At 59.2% G+C, this 17,619-nt stretch carries 20 protein-coding genes; 9 read left to right on the top strand and 11 right to left on the bottom strand.

Annotation, left to right across the window (positions count from 1 at the left end; genetic code table 11):
* The 5 genes from AC1DVW_RS28565 to AC1DVW_RS28585 all read right to left on the bottom strand — a co-directional run.
* Window positions 1-669: MBL fold metallo-hydrolase (locus tag AC1DVW_RS28565; RefSeq protein WP_477327601.1), on the bottom strand; the 669-nt coding region annotated here is incomplete at its 3' end.
* A 100-nt stretch (window positions 670-769) separates the two neighbouring features.
* Window positions 770-1,261 carry a GlcG/HbpS family heme-binding protein gene (locus AC1DVW_RS28570; RefSeq protein ID WP_477327603.1) on the bottom strand — a complete coding sequence of 164 codons (492 nt, stop codon included), beginning with the start codon at window positions 1,259-1,261 and terminating at the stop codon, window positions 770-772.
* Between the two features lie 117 nt (window positions 1,262-1,378).
* Window positions 1,379-2,068 carry an MBL fold metallo-hydrolase gene (locus AC1DVW_RS28575; protein ID WP_477327605.1) on the bottom strand — a complete coding sequence of 230 codons (690 nt, stop codon included), beginning with the start codon at window positions 2,066-2,068 and terminating at the stop codon, window positions 1,379-1,381.
* On the bottom strand, window positions 2,065-2,754 hold the full coding sequence (locus AC1DVW_RS28580; protein WP_477327607.1) for a GntR family transcriptional regulator: 690 nt from the start codon (window positions 2,752-2,754) through the stop codon (window positions 2,065-2,067). Before AC1DVW_RS28580 ends, AC1DVW_RS28575 begins: the two co-directional genes overlap by 4 nt.
* Before the next feature lie 2 nt (window positions 2,755-2,756).
* Entirely contained in the window at window positions 2,757-3,860 is a 1,104-nt protein-coding gene (locus AC1DVW_RS28585) for an NAD(P)/FAD-dependent oxidoreductase (protein WP_477327609.1), read from the bottom strand.
* A 131-nt stretch (window positions 3,861-3,991) separates the two neighbouring features.
* Here AC1DVW_RS28585 and pcaD point away from each other — a divergent pair, with 131 nt between their 5' ends.
* From pcaD to AC1DVW_RS28620, 7 genes are all read left to right on the top strand, one after another.
* Entirely contained in the window at window positions 3,992-4,840 is an 849-nt protein-coding gene (gene pcaD / locus AC1DVW_RS28590; RefSeq protein ID WP_477327611.1) for a 3-oxoadipate enol-lactonase, read from the top strand.
* The gene (locus AC1DVW_RS28595; RefSeq protein ID WP_477327613.1) at window positions 4,776-5,927 is read left to right on the top strand and encodes a sugar ABC transporter substrate-binding protein; all 1,152 of its coding nucleotides are present in this window, start codon (window positions 4,776-4,778) and stop codon (window positions 5,925-5,927) included. The genes pcaD and AC1DVW_RS28595 overlap by 65 nt, the downstream gene beginning before the upstream one ends.
* A gap of 79 nt (window positions 5,928-6,006) precedes the next feature.
* The gene (locus AC1DVW_RS28600) at window positions 6,007-6,195 is read left to right on the top strand and encodes a tautomerase family protein (protein ID WP_477327615.1); all 189 of its coding nucleotides are present in this window, start codon (window positions 6,007-6,009) and stop codon (window positions 6,193-6,195) included.
* A 23-nt stretch (window positions 6,196-6,218) separates the two neighbouring features.
* Window positions 6,219-6,974: an SDR family NAD(P)-dependent oxidoreductase gene (locus tag AC1DVW_RS28605; RefSeq protein WP_477327617.1), complete on the top strand. Its 756-nt coding sequence runs from the start codon at window positions 6,219-6,221 to the stop codon at window positions 6,972-6,974.
* 83 nt (window positions 6,975-7,057) lie between these two features.
* A complete protein-coding gene (locus tag AC1DVW_RS28610; protein ID WP_477327619.1) occupies window positions 7,058-8,041 on the top strand; it encodes an ABC transporter permease in 984 nt (327 codons plus the stop codon).
* 16 nt (window positions 8,042-8,057) lie between these two features.
* Window positions 8,058-9,557 (top strand): sugar ABC transporter ATP-binding protein, encoded by a 1,500-nt coding sequence (locus AC1DVW_RS28615; protein WP_477327621.1) that lies wholly within the window; start codon window positions 8,058-8,060, stop codon window positions 9,555-9,557.
* Window positions 9,558-9,573: 16 nt separating this feature from the next.
* The gene (locus AC1DVW_RS28620) at window positions 9,574-9,978 is read left to right on the top strand and encodes a GlcG/HbpS family heme-binding protein (RefSeq protein ID WP_477327623.1); all 405 of its coding nucleotides are present in this window, start codon (window positions 9,574-9,576) and stop codon (window positions 9,976-9,978) included.
* A gap of 113 nt (window positions 9,979-10,091) precedes the next feature.
* Here AC1DVW_RS28620 and AC1DVW_RS28625 read toward each other — a convergent pair whose 3' ends face one another.
* The 6 genes from AC1DVW_RS28625 to AC1DVW_RS28650 are packed head-to-tail and all read right to left on the bottom strand — an operon-like array spanning window position 10,092 to window position 15,659.
* A complete protein-coding gene (locus AC1DVW_RS28625; protein WP_477327625.1) occupies window positions 10,092-10,532 on the bottom strand; it encodes a DMT family transporter in 441 nt (146 codons plus the stop codon).
* Window positions 10,532-11,434: an amidohydrolase family protein gene (locus AC1DVW_RS28630; protein ID WP_477327660.1), complete on the bottom strand. Its 903-nt coding sequence runs from the start codon at window positions 11,432-11,434 to the stop codon at window positions 10,532-10,534. Before AC1DVW_RS28630 ends, AC1DVW_RS28625 begins: the two co-directional genes overlap by 1 nt.
* Window positions 11,435-11,479: 45 nt before the next feature.
* Window positions 11,480-11,914 (bottom strand): hypothetical protein, encoded by a 435-nt coding sequence (locus AC1DVW_RS28635; protein ID WP_477327627.1) that lies wholly within the window; start codon window positions 11,912-11,914, stop codon window positions 11,480-11,482.
* Window positions 11,914-13,584, bottom strand: coding sequence for a GMC family oxidoreductase (locus AC1DVW_RS28640; RefSeq protein WP_477327629.1), 1,671 nt, complete (start codon window positions 13,582-13,584; stop codon window positions 11,914-11,916). Before AC1DVW_RS28640 ends, AC1DVW_RS28635 begins: the two co-directional genes overlap by 1 nt.
* Window positions 13,585-13,602: 18 nt before the next feature.
* On the bottom strand, window positions 13,603-14,028 hold the full coding sequence (locus AC1DVW_RS28645) for a gluconate 2-dehydrogenase subunit 3 family protein (protein WP_477327631.1): 426 nt from the start codon (window positions 14,026-14,028) through the stop codon (window positions 13,603-13,605).
* Window positions 14,025-15,659: a GMC family oxidoreductase gene (locus AC1DVW_RS28650; protein ID WP_477327633.1), complete on the bottom strand. Its 1,635-nt coding sequence runs from the start codon at window positions 15,657-15,659 to the stop codon at window positions 14,025-14,027. The genes AC1DVW_RS28645 and AC1DVW_RS28650 overlap by 4 nt, the downstream gene beginning before the upstream one ends.
* 226 nt (window positions 15,660-15,885) lie before the next feature.
* On the opposite strand from AC1DVW_RS28650, the gene AC1DVW_RS28655 reads away from it, so the two are divergent.
* Both AC1DVW_RS28655 and AC1DVW_RS28660 read left to right on the top strand, forming a co-directional pair.
* A complete protein-coding gene (locus AC1DVW_RS28655) occupies window positions 15,886-16,653 on the top strand; it encodes an electron transfer flavoprotein subunit beta/FixA family protein (RefSeq protein WP_477327635.1) in 768 nt (255 codons plus the stop codon).
* 2 nt (window positions 16,654-16,655) lie between these two features.
* A complete protein-coding gene (locus AC1DVW_RS28660; protein WP_477327637.1) occupies window positions 16,656-17,618 on the top strand; it encodes an electron transfer flavoprotein subunit alpha/FixB family protein in 963 nt (320 codons plus the stop codon).
* Window position 17,619: the final 1 nt, after the last annotated feature.

Below are 17,619 nucleotides of genomic sequence, written 5' to 3' on the forward strand. Positions count from 1 at the left end.
GCGGGCCGCGATTTTCTCAAGATTGGCAATCCATGCCGCGCGCTGTTCCTTGGTCGGCGTGTCGGCGGTCCAGACATGCACGCCCGCAAAGATCATCACGCCGCCGAACACTGCATTCAGCGACGGAACGAACAGATAGCGCCGGTTGGCGAGGCCGTCGGCACTGACAATCTCAATGGTCTCGCCGTCGACGGTCAGCGTCTTGTCGTCGAAGACCTCCGGAATGACGACATCGGCGAGCGTCTGCGGACCATTTTCCTTGAGCTGCGGCCCCCAGATGGCGAGCTTCTTGTCGACACTGCCCTTGATGGCGGCCACCGTCTCGGAGGCGGCGATCACGCGGGCGTCGGGGAAAGCATCCTTGATCGGCTTGATGCCGAAGTAATAGTCCGGGTCGGACTGGCTGACATAGATGGTGGTGAGCTTCTTGCCCGTCGCCTTGATCGCCTCGGCCAGGGCCTTGCCATCGGGAAATGTGAAGCCGCCATCGATCAGCACGGCTTCAGTGGCCCCGGAAACCAGAACGGGGGCGCGGAAGAAGCCGTTTTCCCCGGCGGGAAAATGCTTCCAGGAAAGTCCTGCGGCAGCATGGCCAAGCCCCGCGGGAGCAAAGACGGCAGCGGCGCCGGCGGCGAGAGTCGTTTTCATGATGGTTCTCCTGGTGAACATGGAATTCTCCCTGGTGTTGGGTTCGCGAAAGCGGAATTCAGGTGAGCGCGTGGTATTTGCGTCAGACTCGAGACGCCTTGGTCGTATGGCCCATGAGCCGCTAGGGGAGCAGGCCTTTTGCTCCGGCATTCGCAACCGCGCCGTCATCCGGCAGCATGCCGCCGCTGGCGCCGATCGCTCCGACGACCTTGTTGTCGACGATCAGCGGCACGCCGCCCTCGACCGGGAAGGCGCCCGGCACCCCAAGCAGGCTGATCTGGTTTTGAGTGACGATCAGATCCTGGATGGCCTTGGTCGGAGACTTGATCCCGTTGGCGGCCTTGGCTTTTCCAATCGCTGCTTCGATCGTGCCGATGCCGGCCTGATTGGCGCGTTCCAGATAGACAAGGTTGCTCCCGGAATCGACGATCGCAATGGTCATGTCGAGGTTGCGCTTGCGCATCTCCGTCGCGGCGGCTTGAGCCGCCTGCTTGGCAAGCTCGATGCTGATGGGAGCGCCATAGGGCAGGTTCTGGGCAAAACCGGGCGTCGACATGCCTGTCAACAGAACCGACAGGACAAGAACTGCGCGCGGGATTCGTTTGCTCGTCATTTTAAACCCCTGTGTTCATCAGCGTTTGGGCTTGATAGCGGCTACATCCGTCTTCACGGGCGAACCACGGCGCGCGCGGAACCGCCAAGTCGGACTCGGCCACTTGGTAGCGGTCCATCAGCGCACCAGCAGGTTAAATGGGGCGTCTTCATCCCAAGAAAAATTACCAGTCGGCTGTCGAATGAGTTCCGGAAAATGCCCCGGCACGATCCGATCCGCGCGCGACAGAATTCGCTGGATGCTCGCCGTCCCCGCCTCGATCGTATCGAAAGCCATATCGCACCGGCCGAGAATGACCTCCTTGACGTATTTGATCGCATCGCCTGCAATCACAACGACGCCCTTGTCGGCGGTCTGAAGTTCAAGCGCATAGCATCCGGGCGTATGTCCTGGGGCAGGGAAATACGAAATACCTTCGTCTATCAGTGCCTCGCCCTCGATCAGCTCTACATCCCCCTTGGAAAGTTGATCGAGAATGCCCCACGGCATTAGCATGTCATCCGGGTGGGGATTGGCCGCGTAATCCCATTCCCGTCTGCTTACGACAAAGCGAGCGTGCGGGAACAAATCTACGTTGTGTGCATGATCGAAATGCAGGTGCGATAAGAAAACGGTCTTGATGTCGGATGGAGCAAGATCGCGCTGTCGCAACTGTTTGATGAGGCCTAGCCGCGAGACGTAGCCACCCGTATCAAACAGGATCGGGCCTGAAGCCCCACGAACAAGGGTGACATTCGACATCCCAAGAAAATCGTCCTTCAGCCGAAGGTTGTTCCCGCGAACGACGATCTCGTATGTTGGGCTCAAGATAACATAGGCTCCAGAAGGAATGATCGGGCAGCCCACCCGCCATGAGTCCGTTTGTAGGCCTCGAGGGCGGGCTGCATGTGATCGGTAGAAAGCCCGATGAAGCCTTCCCGATCGCCGGCTCGCAGCATTTCGATCATCTGACCGTGTTCGGCGCGCGCGAGTTTCAAAAGCTCAGGATCGCCGATGCCATAACAACGGATACCCAGGGTCTCGACCCAAATCCGGTCGATCAACCTGCTAAGGCAGACATTTCCGCAGGCTGCCCAAATCGTCCGGTGGAAACTGTTGTTCAGTGAACACACTTTCTGCAGTTCGCCCTTGTCATGCGCCGCGCAATAGTCGCGGTGAATCGCTTCAAGTTCATCAAGAAGATGTGGGCTTGCCGGCATTTGGATGCGCCGCGCGGCTTCTGATTGCAACAGTGCCCGGATCTCATAGATCTGATCGACTTCTTCCACGGAAAAATCGCGCACCGTGACGCCTTTGTTCGGTCTTCGAGTGACCAGGCCGAGCTGTTCAAGTTCAGCCATGGCGGCGCGAACAACGTGTCGGGAAACCTCGAACTGCGCCGTAATTTCTTCCTCGATCAGCCTCTCCCTTGGCCGGAGTCGGCCAAAGATGATTTTCTGCTTGATGAAGTCGACTATCTGAGCGGCGTGCTCGCTATTCTTGTTCTGGGCCAATCTTAACTCCATCCAAGTTTTCTGACTGCATGATCCGCAAGGGCAAGTGAGGATGTCAGTCCAGGAGATTCAATTCCAAAAAAGTTCACCAAGCCTGGTATGCCGTGGTCTTCAGGCCCCTCAACCAGGAAATCCGAGCTTTCGCCGCCAGGGCCGCTGATCTTGGGCCGTATCCCGCTGTATGTGCAACTGAGTTCCCTGGTCATGACCTGAGGCCAAAACGATCGTACGGCTGTGTAGAATTGATCTTTCAAATGCGGATCAGGCGTGTAGTCGATTTCATCCACCCAGTGAAGGTCCGGTCCCAGTCGCATACGGCCAGATAGATCAAGCGTCACGTGCACACCAAGGCCGCCTTCAACCGGGACAGGATATATAAGATGCGAAAATGGTGTGGCGCCTGATACAGAAAAATAGTTGCCTTTGGCCAGAAATCGAGGCGGAATACGGTCGAATGGGTAACCCTCTGTGCTTCTTGATAGTTCCTGCGCCCCGAGCCCGGCACAGTTTATGACGATTCTGCAGCCTAGCGACATAGCTTCGGCGCCCGAGGTTTGAACCTCAAAGCCATCTTTTCGGCACGCGATACCGCTCACGCGAGTGCGGAAGACGCATTGTCCCCCATGGGCTTCGGCGTCTCCCTGCAACGCCAGCATTAGGGCGTGGCTATCGATGATGCCCGTCGAAGGGGAGTAGACGGCGGCTCGGCATTCGACTTCAGGCTCGATCAGCCGAACCTCGGTGCTGTCCAGCCACGTCAGATCGTGAACCCCATTTGCTGTTCCGCGCCGCTGCAAGGCCTGTAGTGTGGGGATCTGCGCGTCCGACGTTGCGACGATCAGCTTGCCGACAGCTGGCGCCGGAACGTTGTGTGCCTCGCAATACTCATAAAGCTCTCGCCGGCCCTCAACGCAAAGCCGGGCCTTCAGGCTGCCCGGCTTATAATAGATACCTGCGTGGATAACTTCCGAGTTGCGCGACGACGTGTGCATACCAATTCCGTCCGCTTCCTCAAGCAGCAAAACCTCATGTCCCATCTTGGCCAGGCGACAGGCAACAGCCAGCCCGACGACCCCGGCTCCAATCACAACCGCGTCGGCATCCATGCGCACCTCCCGCGTGTAGAAGGCCATATGTCGCCAAAAGACGCAACAAAATTGTTGACAATATTGTTGCCGTGCAATCAGATGCCTGCAAGCAAGGCAAACGCGAGGTTTGCGACGCCGGGGAGGGCGGGGTGGAGCGGCTTCTGATCAATGGAATTTTTGTCCAAGTGGACGAAATGGGATCTCGGAGTGCGCCAACGGTCCTGTTGAGCAACAGTCTCGCGGCTGACATGACAATGTGGACGGCGCAGGCAACGGCCCTGGCGGAAAACTATCGCGTGATCCGCTTTGACGCCCGGGGACATGGACTGACTGAAGCCACTGGCGGCGACTACTCGCTCGACCTGCTGGTTGATGATGTCCTGGCGCTGCTCGATGTGATCGAAGTCGAGCGGGTGCATTTCGTTGGACTGTCGCTGGGTGGGATGATTGGGCAGTTGTTGGCGGTCCGTGCTCCACACCGGCTGTCAAGCCTCACCCTATGCGCGACGTTCGGGTCTTCGTCACCCGAGATGTGGGATCAGCGGGTAAAGGCGGTATGGGCATCAGGTGTTGGGCCAATGATAGAGGCAACCCTCGAGCGGTGGCTGACGCCAGGTTTCCGAGCCGCTCACCCTGAGATTACGACTACCGTGCGAGAAATGATCAGCAGGACCAGTGCTGAAGGCTATGCCGGTTGCGCTGCAGCGATCCGCGATATGGATCTGCGCGGGGTAGCTGACCGGATCAAGGTGCCGACCCTTCTCGTTGCAGCGGCAGACGATCCGTCGGCCACGCCTGAAATGATGTCACAGCTGCACAGACGTATCGGCGGTGCACGCTTCGCGCTGCTTGAGGATGCAGCGCATCTTTTCACGATGGAGCAACCCGAACGCGCGACCCGGATCCTGGCCGGGTTCCTCGACGGAATTTGTGATGGCGTGGAAACACGAAGGGCAGAGCGGCAACAGCCGCCTGCCAAGGGAACCGCAACGGACTAACAACGGAGGAAAATCAATGACCGAGAATAACACGAATGAACCCATCGCAACCGGCGTCACCCGACGCCGTTTTCTGACGACCACTGGCGGAACGCTTGCCGCGGCTGGATTGCTGGGCTCCGCGCTGGCGGCGCCGTCCATCGCTCGGGCCGCGACCGGCAAGAAGGTGCGCGTGGGGCTTGGCCTCAATTATGGGCCCTTCAATCAGCCGTGGCGTCGCGGCTGCTACACGCTGCTCAAGAAGGTCGTCGAAATGGGTGGCGAGCCCGTAACGGTGCGCGGCACGCCGAGCAAACAGAGCGAACAGGACTCCGCGCGCACTCTGCTGGATCGCGAAATCGACGTTCTCGTTTTGGGTATCTATTCGCTCGAATCCGAAACCGCATATCTCGTCGACGAGGCGACGAAGCGCGGCATCAAGACTGTGGGCTTCGCCGTGCCGGTCAAGGACTCGCCGTTCGTGACCGAAGACACCTATGCCACTGGCGCCACACTATCCTACCAGGTTCTCAACGTGACGGGCCGGCAGGGCACCTTCGTTCAGACGGCCGAAAGCAAGGGCTTCTATACGCCGTTCGACCAGGAGGCCGACCAGTTCGCTCTGATGGCGAGCTATGAACCGCGCATGAAGGTGCTGCCGTTCATGTCCGGCAGCGTTTCAACTCAGGACCAGATCTCGAAGGGGCGCGAAAACGTGTTGTCGCTTCTCCAGGCCAATCCCGAGCCGGGTTCGCTCACAGGCATCATTTCCTGGTGGTGGCCGCTGTCGATCGGGGCCGTACAGGCGCTGCAGCAAATGGGCCGGACCGATGTCCGCATCTTCAACCACTACTTCTCCAACCAGCTTCTCGAAGAAATGGTGAAGCCGAATTCCCCGATCGAATTCTCCACCGACGTGCCGTGGCACTTGATGGGGGAACAGGTCGCAGAGATCGCGATCAAACTCGGCCAGGGTGAGAAGGTGCCCAACTATCAAAGCCGGGTTCCTGTTACCCAGATCAACCGCGACGAGGCGGCAAAGGCGCTGGATGAAGTGAAGAAGATGGATGAGGAAGCGATTGCCTTCCTGAAGGATTACGGCGGCTAGGTCGGGGGGGCGCGATGGGCCGGGCAGTCGCCCGGCCCATCACCATAGTACCGGAGTTACCAAAGGAGGAGTGAAACGCATGCCTGTGGTCCAGGTCAACATCAAGGGCGGCCGGACGCTCGATCAGAAACGAGAGATCGCGCGGCGCATGACTGACGTACTCGTCGATGTCTGCGGGTCGGCCAAGGAGCGCGTTCACGTGATTATCAATGAAGTCGAAGAAGACAACTGGGGCCGCGCCGGGCAGCTCCTTTCGGACATCAAATAGCATAGTCAGGGAGAAGATTGACAATGGCGGGACGTCTCGCGGGAAAGCGCATCATCATCACCGGAGCGGTCAGCAACATCGGCAAGGAGGCTGTTCGCTGCTTCGTTGCGGAAGGCGCCCGTGTGGTCATCGGCGACAGAGATGACGCGGGGGCGACCACCGCACAGGAATTTGGCGATGTTGCGCATTTCATCAAGGTCGACGTCACCTCGGAAGACAGCGTGCAGAACCTGATCGACCAAGGTGCAGCCTGGCTTGGTGGGCTCGATGTGCTGTGCCAGAACGCCGGCCTTCAGCATTCGGGGGCTGTGACCGAATTCGACGGGTCCAAATGGGATGCCCTGTTTGCGGTCAATGCGCGGGCGCACTTCTTCGGGGCGAAACACGCCATTCCTCATCTCCGCAAGAACGGCAAAGGATCGATCATCAACACCTCGTCGCTGGCGGGCAAGCGCGGCGGTTCTGGCTTGGTCGCCTATTCGGCTTCGAAAGGGGCGGTCATCGCGTTCACGACTGCGCTGGCCGTGGAGCTGGCACCAGACAACATTCGCGTCAACGCGATCTGCCCTGGCTGGGTTGATACTGCATTCAATCAGCCTGCGATCAATTTCATGGGTGGGTCCGACAAACAGGCCAAGGTGGTCTCCGCGATCGTACCCCTCGGGCGGCAGGCTGTCTCGAGCGAGATAGCTCCGCTGTTCGTGTACCTGGCATCGGATGAATCCTCGTACATGACGGCCCAGTCAATCACGATTGACGGTGGTGTCTACAATTCCTGAGCCCCATCGGGAGTGCTCAGACAGCCGGTGTGGAGGACGAGATGGCACAATCAGTACTTGAAGTCAGGTCGGAGGGAGTCTCGATGCAAACCAAATCGAAAAGCGGGCAGGGCTCTTTAGTGCTCAATTTTCTACGCACCTGGGGCACCATCGTTGTCATCGTGGCCACCGGAGTTGGCTTTGCGCTGGCCTCCCCCTATTTCCTGACGTTGTCGAATTTCAACAACATCCTGTTTTCGATGATTGTCAGTTGCCTCGTCTCGGTGGGGCTGACTTTTGTGGTCGTGGGCGGCAGCTTTGACCTTTCGGTCGGGCTGACAGTCACGACCAGTTCCATCGTCACGGCCTTTCTAATTCCGGTCGTCGGGCCTTGGGCGGCGATCCTGGGCGCGCTCTTGGTCGGCGGGTGCATCGGATTGCTGAACGGATTTCTGGTAACCTACGGGCGGTTGTCCGGTATCGTCGTGACCCTTGGGATGATGTTCGTTCTGGGCGGGATCAACATCTTTCTGACCGACGGCTATCAGATTGCCGTGGACTACGGGCAGACCGCCTTTCTCTTTATCGGGCAGGGCAAGATCGGCTTTGTGGCTTTTCCGGTCCTGGTCCTGCTGACCGTCGTGGCGATCATGCATGTGGTGTCGACCCATACTAAGCCCGGTCACTACATCACCGCGGTCGGCGACAACCCGATGGCCGCATACTATTCGGGGGTCAAGGTTTATAACTGGCTGATCCTGGCCTTCATCCTGGCAGGCCTTATGGCTGCGATCGGCGGGATTATCCTGACCTCGGTTTCCACATCAGCACAACCCGTCGGTGGGGAAGGCTATCTGCTTGAGGCCTTTGCCGCGGTGTTTCTTGGGGCAACCGTGCTTGGCAAGGGCAAGCCCCATGTCTTCGGCACCCTGCTTGGCGTGTTCTTCATCTACATGGTCAACTCCGGGATGAACATGGTCGGCTTTCCCTTCGCTGCGCGGCAGCTCTTTTCAGGGCTTATCCTGATCCTTGCAGTCGGCGCGAATGCGATGCTGAACCGCGAGGAAATCCACCTCAAATTCATCTGAACCACGGGAGGCCGATATGTCGGAATGGCTGCTTGAGGTTCGCAACCTCGTCAAGGAATTCAGCGGAACCAAGGTGCTCAAGGGCATCGACCTGGGGTTTCGGCGCGGCGAGGTACATGGCCTGTTAGGTGAAAACGGTGCGGGCAAGAGCACGCTCATCAAGATTCTGACCGGGGTCTATGGCGCAAGCGGCGGCGAGATCCTGCTGGATGGGCAGCCGGTGCGCATTCACAGCCCGCTCGATGCGCATAGGCTAGGTCTCGGAGCAGTGTATCAGGATGCCGAGCTGATTGGTGGTTTCACGGTGGGGCAAAACGTCTTGCTGGGAAACGAACCGGGAAAGGCTCTGGTCAACTACAAGGACATTCACACCGAGGCCCAAGCAATCTTTGACGAGATCGGGATCAAGATCGACGTGCACCGGCAGGCAAAATCCCTGTCCGCAGCAGAGATGCAACTGGTCACCTTGGGAACGCTTTTCCGCCGGAAGTACAAGGTGATCGTGCTGGATGAGCCGACCGCACGCCTATCGGGTCCTGAGGTGGAGCTCCTGTTCCAGATTATCCAGAATTTCCTCTCGCAGGGCATCACGATTATCTACATCTCGCACCGGCTGGAAGAGATCAAACGCATTTGCGATCGCGTGACCATTCTGCGCGGAGGGACGATCTCAGCCACGTTGGACCGCGAAGAGATCAGCGAGGAGCGCGTTACCGAGCTGATGGTCGATCGCAGCCGTAGCGATCTCGAAACCTACAATATGGGCCACTCCACGGCCAAAGTTGTCTTGGAACTCGACAATCTGCAGACCAGCAAGCTGCTGCCGTTGTCGTTGAAAGTTCACGCCGGCGAAGTGCTCGGCATCACTGGTCCGGTCGGCGGCGGAATGGAGCAGATAGAACTCGCCCTTGGTGGAATTTCGCGTAGCTGGGGCACGATCCGGATCGATGGCAAAGATGCGCACATCACAAATCCGCCGATGGCCCGCAAGGCAGGGGTAGCTGTGATTCCCGAAGACAGGCGCAAACAAGCCCTGTTTCCAAATTTGACTATGGCCGAAAATGTTTGCCTGCCGGTCCTGTCAAGTCTGTCACGACTTGGACTGATCAACGCACGCAAGAAAGCTGCGTATGCCGACGAAGTCATGAACCAGCTGAACGTGAACCCCCGACAGCCCAACATGGTGGTCAAGTTCTTTTCGGGCGGGAACCAGCAAAAGGCGGTTATCGGAAAATGGCTGAAGGCCAGCGCCCGCGTCTATGTCTTCGTCGAGCCGACCTCAGGTGTTGATGTCGGTGCGATCAAGGAAATCTACGACATCATCTTGCGCATGGCCGAGGGTGGCGCCGCCGTAATCGTCATCTCGTCCTCGACGAAGGAAATCCTGTCGCTGGCCGAGCGGGTCCTGGTGATCCGCAAAGGTGCGGTCGTTCATCAGGCACCAAAGACAGACTGCAACTACGACCAACTTCTCGCGATCTCCATGGGGGGAAGCGGGACCAAAATCGCAGCGTAACACCAAGGAGGATGACGTGACGATTACTGCCGATCAAGTTCAAGCCGGTCTTCAGGCCGCATTGAAGAAAGCGAGCGAACTCAAGTCGCCATCAAGCATCAGCATTTTGGACGACGGGCGCAACCTGTTGGGCTTCGTGCGGATGGAAGGAGCGTTGCTGGCCAGCATCGAGATATCGCAGGCCAAAGCTTATACCTCGCGCTCGCTTAACATGAAAACCGGCGACGTGATGGCACTGGTTCAGCCCGGCGGACCGCTTTATGGCATGGAGACATCGCATCGCCAACCACTCGTCGTGTTTGCCGGAGGCGTCCCAATTGTCCGCAAGGACCTGGTGATTGGCGCTGTGGGTGTCGCCGGCGGCATGCCGCCGGATGACGAGGCGATCGCGTCTGCGGCCGCCGCCGCCATTGCAGGCTAGTTCGAAGTTACCTCCCAGGCAGGGCCGGATCGGCGAAATCCGATACCGGTTCTGTCCTGGAAGTGGCTTAGCTCAGGAGGACGATGTCCCATCCCGGATCCTCTCCCGCTCGACTAGCCACGGATGACGATGATCGCACCAGCAACCACGAGGCCGGCACCGAACAGCCGCAGCCATGTCAAAGGATTGCTTGCGGCACCAAGAATGCCGAGTTGATCGACTATCAGGGCAGCGCCGATCTGACCTGCGATGATGAGGCAGATTGCTGAGGTGGTGCCGATGGCACCGACGCTGAAAATCGCCCCCACAACATAGACGACTCCAAGCAGTCCTCCGAACCAGGCCCACGCTGGAACCGCAGCGGCCTGTTCGACCGAAGGGAAAGGCTGGTGCGTGGCAAGCTGTACCAAGAGGAGGGCCAGTGTTGAGATGAGAAGCGAAATGTTTCCGGCCATTAAGGCACTGCCGAAGCTTACCGATAGTCGTCCGTTGATCAGTGCTTGAACCGGAAGCACTGCCCCGGCGGCCAAAGCAATCAGAATGTAGTTCCGCATCAACGGCTGCCTTCATGGATTGGCTCGTTCGGCATAATCGGGTCAAATCCGTAAAGCCGCTCGGCATTGGTGACGAAAAACTTCCGTCGAACAGCGGAGGGGACCCAAGCCATCGCCAGGTCGGCCAGATCACCGTCGTTCGGCATAGGCACTGTGATGGCGGGATGCGGCCAGTCGCTACCCCACAGGATGCGGTCCGGGTTGGCGGAAACAAGCGCTTCGGCAAAGGGGGTGACGTCGCTGAAGGGTGGCTTCGGCTGGGTGGTGATCCTGTAGGGCGCCGAAAGTTTTACCCACGCAAGTCCCTCGCGCACGAGGCGAACCAGGGACTGAAAACCCCTATCCCGGATGCCCTTGCCGGCAGGAACATGCCCGAAGTGGTCGAACACCACAGGCAGCCGCAACGCCTCGATCTCGGGGACAAGGTTCTCAATCTGTGAAACGTCGACCAGAAACTGGAGATGCCAGCCAAGGTCGCGGATCCGGTTCGCCAGCAGTTGGGCGGTCGCGAAGCGCAGTCCGGTCGTGAAAACCAGATTTATCCTTGCTCCGCGGACACCGAATTCGTGCATCCGAGAAAGTTCGCGCTCGGTCAGTGTTTCGTCGATCACGACGACGCCGCGCATAGGCATGCGCGCCTCTTGCAGGACTGCGAGCGTTCGCTTGTTGTCCGTACCGTAGACGCTGGGCTGCACGACGACAGCCCGGGAAAAGCCAATTTGGCGGGCAAGATGCTCATAGTCAGCAAGGCTTGCATCGGGTGGAGTGTAGCTGCGGCCGGCGGCAAAGGGATAGTCGCGCGCCGGACCGAATATATGAAAATGGGTGTCGATCGCATGAGCAGGGAGCCCTATGCGAGGCGCTCTTGGGGCAGGGTCGGCCGGTGCGCACGCAGGTGTCATCAAGCTAGCACCAAATGCAGCCGCGCCGTGCGGCCTGTGATGCGATCATGCCGCGGGCGTCGAGCGATATAGCGACCCTCGGCGCGAGACACGCTCCAGCATGTGATCGACCAGATAATCTGGCACTTCATGCGGATTGTAGGTGAGGGATTCTTGTCCCGGATATCCTAGCGCCGCGCGCACTTCCTGCGCCATGTAGTACCCGCCCGATGCAGCAAGACCGATAGCATTGAACGCCTCTGGGTCTTGGCGGTAGAGGGTGTTTAGGTCAGCCGAAAGCGTGCCTGCTTCAATCTTGGCAAGGCCGCGCAGGAATTCCTCAGCAATGTCCGGTCTGAACTGCAGCACCTCGTCGAGGAGCTTTCCGTGAACCCCCACCGCCGTTGCAGTTGGAAACTGCTTGTAAGCAGGGATCAGCAGATCTGCGATCTGGCCGAAAAGCGCACGAGTTTCGGGCGTAAGGCGGTTTGGCGTGGACATTATGCAGCCTCCTGGTTGCGGCGCTCGGCGATCATATGGCGGGTCTGCCGGAGCGCCACGGTCATGATGGTGGCGGTGGGATTAAGTCCAGCTGATGTCGGGAAAGTACTGCCGTCCAGCACGAACAAGTTCGGCACGTCGTGAGTCTGGCCCCACTCGTTGACAACGGACGTCTCACGGTTCGTTCCCATCACACACGTGCCCAACAGATGCCAGCCAGTGTCTGGCATCTGGTGCACGACGGTGGTCTCTATGGCGCCGCCTGCCTTGCAGGCCTCGAGACAGCGCTCTTCGTGGAACTTGAGCATTCGCTCCGAGTTCTCCGAGACTTTGTAAATCAGTTTCGGCGCAGGAATGCCGTCGGTGTCGGTCAATTCCGGGTCCAGGAGGACCTGGTTCGATTCCTCCGGCAGATCTTCGCCAATAATGCCCCAGACCATGTTATGGCCGAAGCGACGGGTGACGAGATCATGAAGATTTGTCCCCCAAATATCTTCTACCCGCGCGTTCGGGTCGGCAAAGACCTTGGACCCGACAAAGCTGGTCGCGCCTAGTGGGCCACCACCCGGCATGGCGCCCCATTTAGCGCCGCGCACGAAGCCCCGACTTTCATCAGTCTCATAAAATTCATAAGACGACACATTCTGGCCGAATGGTCCGCGCCACGACTCGAGATCCTCGTCGAAGGTCGCCTGAATCGCAGAGAAGGGATGCATCATCAATCGCTTGCCAACCAATCCGCTGGAGTTTGCCAAGCCGTCGGGGAAACGTGTGGACTTCGACAGCTGCAAGAGGCGCGGTGTCCCGATTCCGTTTGCACAGAGGATTACGACTTGAGCTTTTTGGCGCCGTTCGCGTCCGCTTTCGTCGATGTAGATGGCACCAGTGGCAAGGCCCCGGTCGTCAACCGTGATCTCGCGAACCCTGGCGCCAGTCACCAATCGGGCTCCTGCCTTCAGAGCGTGTGGCCAATGGGTGATGTCGGTAGTCGATTTGGCGCCCTCAGGACAGCCGCTCATGCAGGTGCCGCGCCTGACGCAGGCATTGAGGCCATTATAGGCGATCGAGGGAATCGCGTTCGTGCCGGGCCACCAGTGCCAACCCATCTTATCCATGCATTCGGCGGCTTTCCTGCCGACCTTGCCGATCGGAAGCGCTGGCGTTGGATAAGCCATTTTGGGTGGGTAGGCCGGATTGCCCGCAAGTCCGGACACGCCAACTTCACGTTCGATCACTTCCAGATAGGGCATGAGATCTTCATAGGAAAACGGCCAGTCGTCGGCCACTCCATCGAGCGATCGGACTTTGAAATCCGAGGGCATGAAAGGTGTCCAATGGCCCGCGTAAAGCGTAGCGCTGCCGCCCACGCCGCAAAACATCAGCGGGTTGACGTCGGACTCAGCCGTGTTGATTGGATAGTCGCGTGGCATGTCGCGAAAATTGGGGTTGGGATGCCATTGCTTTTGGGTCACCAACTCCCATTCGGGACGGCGGCCCGGATAACGATTGGCATCGGGCATATGGCCCTGTTCCAGCGCCACGACCTTGAACCCGGCCTGCGCCAGATGCTTTGCCGCCACGGAGCCGGATGGTCCAGCCCCGATTATCAAAACGTCGGCGACCTCATCGCGGCCGGCACGCGCTCCCGATGGTACCGAGATATTTGTCATGAACTCCTCCTTGGAAATTTACTTCGGCGTCGGTCGGAAAATCGGTCCTCGATCGATAACCTGCTGCAGCATGCCGTTTGCCACGTATTCCGGCGTCGCGTCGGGATCGGTCTCAGGCCGGCTCTGCTGTCCGGGATAGCCGATCAATTCTCGCACGCGCGGCGACATGTAGTAACCGGCAGACGCCACAAGGCCGATTGCCGACAGGGCTGCGGCATCGGTCTTGTTCAAGTCATTTGCCGCGTCGGAAGCACTGCGACCGACTGCCTTCGACAGGCCGCGAAGGAGGTTTTCGCGCAGGTCTGGACGCAGGCCCAGAATGCGGTCGAGCACTTCGCCTTGCACGTCCATTTCACTTGCCGATGGCATGCCCTCGGCATTGGGGATCAGCACGTCGGCGATGGCTGCGAAGGTAGCGCGGAGCGTCTCGTCGAGCGTGGTCATGCCGCCACCTTCTGGCTGCGACGACTGGCGATGAGGTGCTTGACCGAGCGGAGCGCCACCGCGGCAATCGTGCCGGTGGGATTGAAGCCGGACGAGGTGACGAAAACGCTCCCGTCATAGACGAACAGATTGGGGACGTCGTGCGATTGCCCATACTGGTTTACAACCGATCGTTCTGGATCGTTGCCCATCCGGCAGGTGCCCATCAGGTGCCAGCCGCAATCCCGCATCAGGGGGGTGACGGAAATGTCCACGGCCCCTGCTGCAAGCATGGCTTCCTGGGCTCGGGCCAGATGGAATTCGATCATCTTCTTGGTGTTTTCCGAGTTCTTGTAGATGATCTTGGGCGCAGGTATCCCATCGCTGTCCTTCAGGATGGGATCAAGCACGACAGCGTTCGATTCGTCCGGCAGGTCTTCAGCAATGATGCCCCATTCGAAGGCACGGCCGAACACCTTGCGGGTGTTGCGGTGGAGGTTAGCACCCCAGGCTTCCTCAAGAGGTTTACCGCCATAGGCCGCGCGCATGCCCAATGGCCCGCCAGAGGGCATGACCTGCCACTTGGCGCCACGCACGAAACCGCGCGACGTGTCGGTCTCATAGAATTCCATGGACTGGATGGTCTGCCCCGCCGGACCAAGCCAGCTTTCGAGAGGTTCGTCGAAATAGCCGGTCACGGCCGCGTAAGGGTGCATCATGAGGTTCTTGCCAACCAGACCCGAGGAGTTGGCAAGCCCATTGGCAAAATGCGCTGACTTCGACAGTTGCAGAAGACGCGGAGTCCCGACGCCGTTGGCGCAAGCGATCACAATGCTGGCTTTCTGGTGTCGCTCCCGCCCCTGACGATCGATGTACGTCGCGCCATTGGCGAGCCCTTCACTATTGACCGTGATCTCGCGGACGCGTGCGCCGGTGATCAATACAGCGCCGTTTTTCAAAGCGTCTGGCCAATGTGTGTGATCGACCGAGGCCTTGGCTCGTTCCGGGCACCCGGTCAGACACGTACCCCAGCGAACGCATTGATTGCGTCCGCCATAGGGCTTCGATGGGATAGCGTTCGGCGCTGGCCACCAATGCCAGCCGAGCTTGTTCATGCCCTCGGCCGCTTTCATGCCGATCTTGCCGATCGGCAGGGGCGGCAAGGGGGAGGCGGTTCCAGCAGGATAAGCCGGGTCGCCATTCAGGGCAGAGGTGCCCATTTCCAGGTCCATCTGGTTGTAGAACGGCTCGAGATCCTCATAAGTGAATGGCCAGTCGTCAGCGACCCCGTCCAGCGTCTTGACCCGGAAATCCGAAGGCATGAAACGCTGCCAATGCGCCGCATAAAGGATCGTGCTGCCACCAACCGCGCTGTACATGAGCGGATTGACATCCGATTCGGAGGTGTCGACCGGGTAGTCCTGTTCCAGATCGCGGACGTTTGGGTTCGGGTGCCACCGCTTCTGCGACATCAGCTCCCATTCAGGTTTATTGCCCCAGAATTCTGAATTGTCGACGCGGCCGCCTTGTTCGAGGCACACAACTTTGATGCCGTTCTCAGCGAGATGTTTAGCCGCCACCGCTCCCGACGCTCCGGCGCCGATAATCAGAACCTCGGCAACGTCGGGCGGTCTGTTGCCTTTGAATGTCATGCCGATCTTCTCCTCCCAAATCGCCGCGGTGGCTGCGCGCCGACTGACTCTCCCTCCTACACCTTGGCACACCAAAACAGTTCTGACAATATTGTCGACATTATCGTTGACATTTTTGCTGCCAACCTTTTGTATGGCCATCGGAGAGGCTTGTCGCGGCATCGAGGATTGGACAGTCGTGGCGGCGTGCGGGGCGACTCGCGCCAATTGCAAGGGAGGATACCGGATGCACATCGCAGTGATATTGCGAATTGTCCCGGATGTGACTGAAGAGCTCGAAATCGCAGGGAACGGCGCCGAGATCGACCGAGAATGGATTGGGCTCAAGCTGAATGAGTTCGATGACCACGCCTTGGAAGAAGCGGTTCTTCTAAAGGAACAGACCGGCGCCCGCGTGACCGCAATCGCGCTGGCGGGCGATGGCGCCGAGCGGCAGTTGCAGACGGCGATCGCCCGCGGTGCCGACGATGCGCTACTGGTGAAGCATGATCTCGAGGGACCGGTAGGCTCGCGGGCCTGCGCGCATCTGTTGATGCCGGTGATTCAGGATCTCGGCGCCGGGGTAATTATGACTGGTGTGCAAACGCCGGAGGACGTTTTCGGTCAGCTGGCGCCCTTTGTTGCCGGGGTCCTGGGCTGGCCGACACTCAATGCGGTGAACGGCGTAGCCGTCGCCGAAGGCGATCTGATCGTTACCCAGGAATATAGTGGTGGCTACGCCGCACGATTTGCTGTGACGGCTCCCGTTGTTCTGGGCATCCAAACCGCATCCAAACCGCCGCGCTACGTTTCTGGCAGCAAACTGCGTCAGGCCAGTTCCGCGGTGATCGGATCGTCCACGTCAAAGGTTCCCGAAGGGTTTGCGCCTCAAGGCGCGTTGCGCCTCAGCGTTCCGGAACGCGGGACCAAGGCCGATATGATCGAGGGCACGGCTGAACAGGTTGCCGCCAAACTTGTGGACTTGCTTATAGAGCGCGGATTGGTGGGAGCGTGAACATGAAGATCCTTGTTTACGTCGACCTTCAGAATGGCATACCCACTTCGTCTTCGCGTGAGTTGGTCAGCGGAGCGCGCGGACTTGCCGGCCAGGACGGAATTGTCGATCTGGCGGTTTTCGGCGAAGGCGGGACGGCGGCGGTCCGAGGCCTGGATGCCGATCGCATTCTGACTGTGTCAGGCCCGGCGCTTTCGATCTACAATTCAGCAACGCATAGCGCCTGCCTGAATGAAGCAATTACGCAGTGTGATCCCGATCTGATTCTCCTCGGATACACCACTTCCGGTCTCGACCTCGGCTCGGCAATTGCGATGAGTCGGGATCTGCCGTTGTTGAGCTATTGCACTGCAGTACGGGTTTCCGGGAACAAGGTTGAAGTCGATAGCCAGATTTATGGCGGGAAACTCGTCTCTACGGCCGAGGCTAGATTGCCCGCCGTTCTTTTGATCAATTCAGGGGCCTTCCGAGAGGGCGAGGGCGTGCAGKGTCGTGTCCCTGAAGTCATCGAACTTGCAGCGCCCGACAACGTCAAGCAAACGGCAGTTCGTTTTATCTCGGCAAGCGAGCCCGATCCCAATGCCGTCGACATCACCAAGGCAAGCAGCCTTCTCTGTGTCGGGCGCGGGATCGGTGACGAAGACGCAATCGGGGAGGCGCGCGAAGCCGCCGGGTTGATGGGCGCCGAGTTGGTCGGCAGCAGGCCGATCGTCGATGCTGGCTGGCTTCCGAAGGAGCGGCAGGTTGGCAAGTCCGGCCGAAAGGTAAAACCCCAGCTGTATATAGCCCTTGGCGTTTCCGGCGCGCCCGAACATATCGAAGGCATGGGTGGCGCGGGATTGATCGTGGCGATCAACACCGATGCCGCAGCGCCCATTTTCGACCATGCCCATATCGGGGCCAAAGTCGACGTGGCCGACTTTCTGCCCGCCTTCAAGGACGCGCTCGTCAAGAAGGTCGGCTGAA

The sequence above is a fragment of the Mesorhizobium sp. P3_B5 genome, assembly GCF_056402815.1.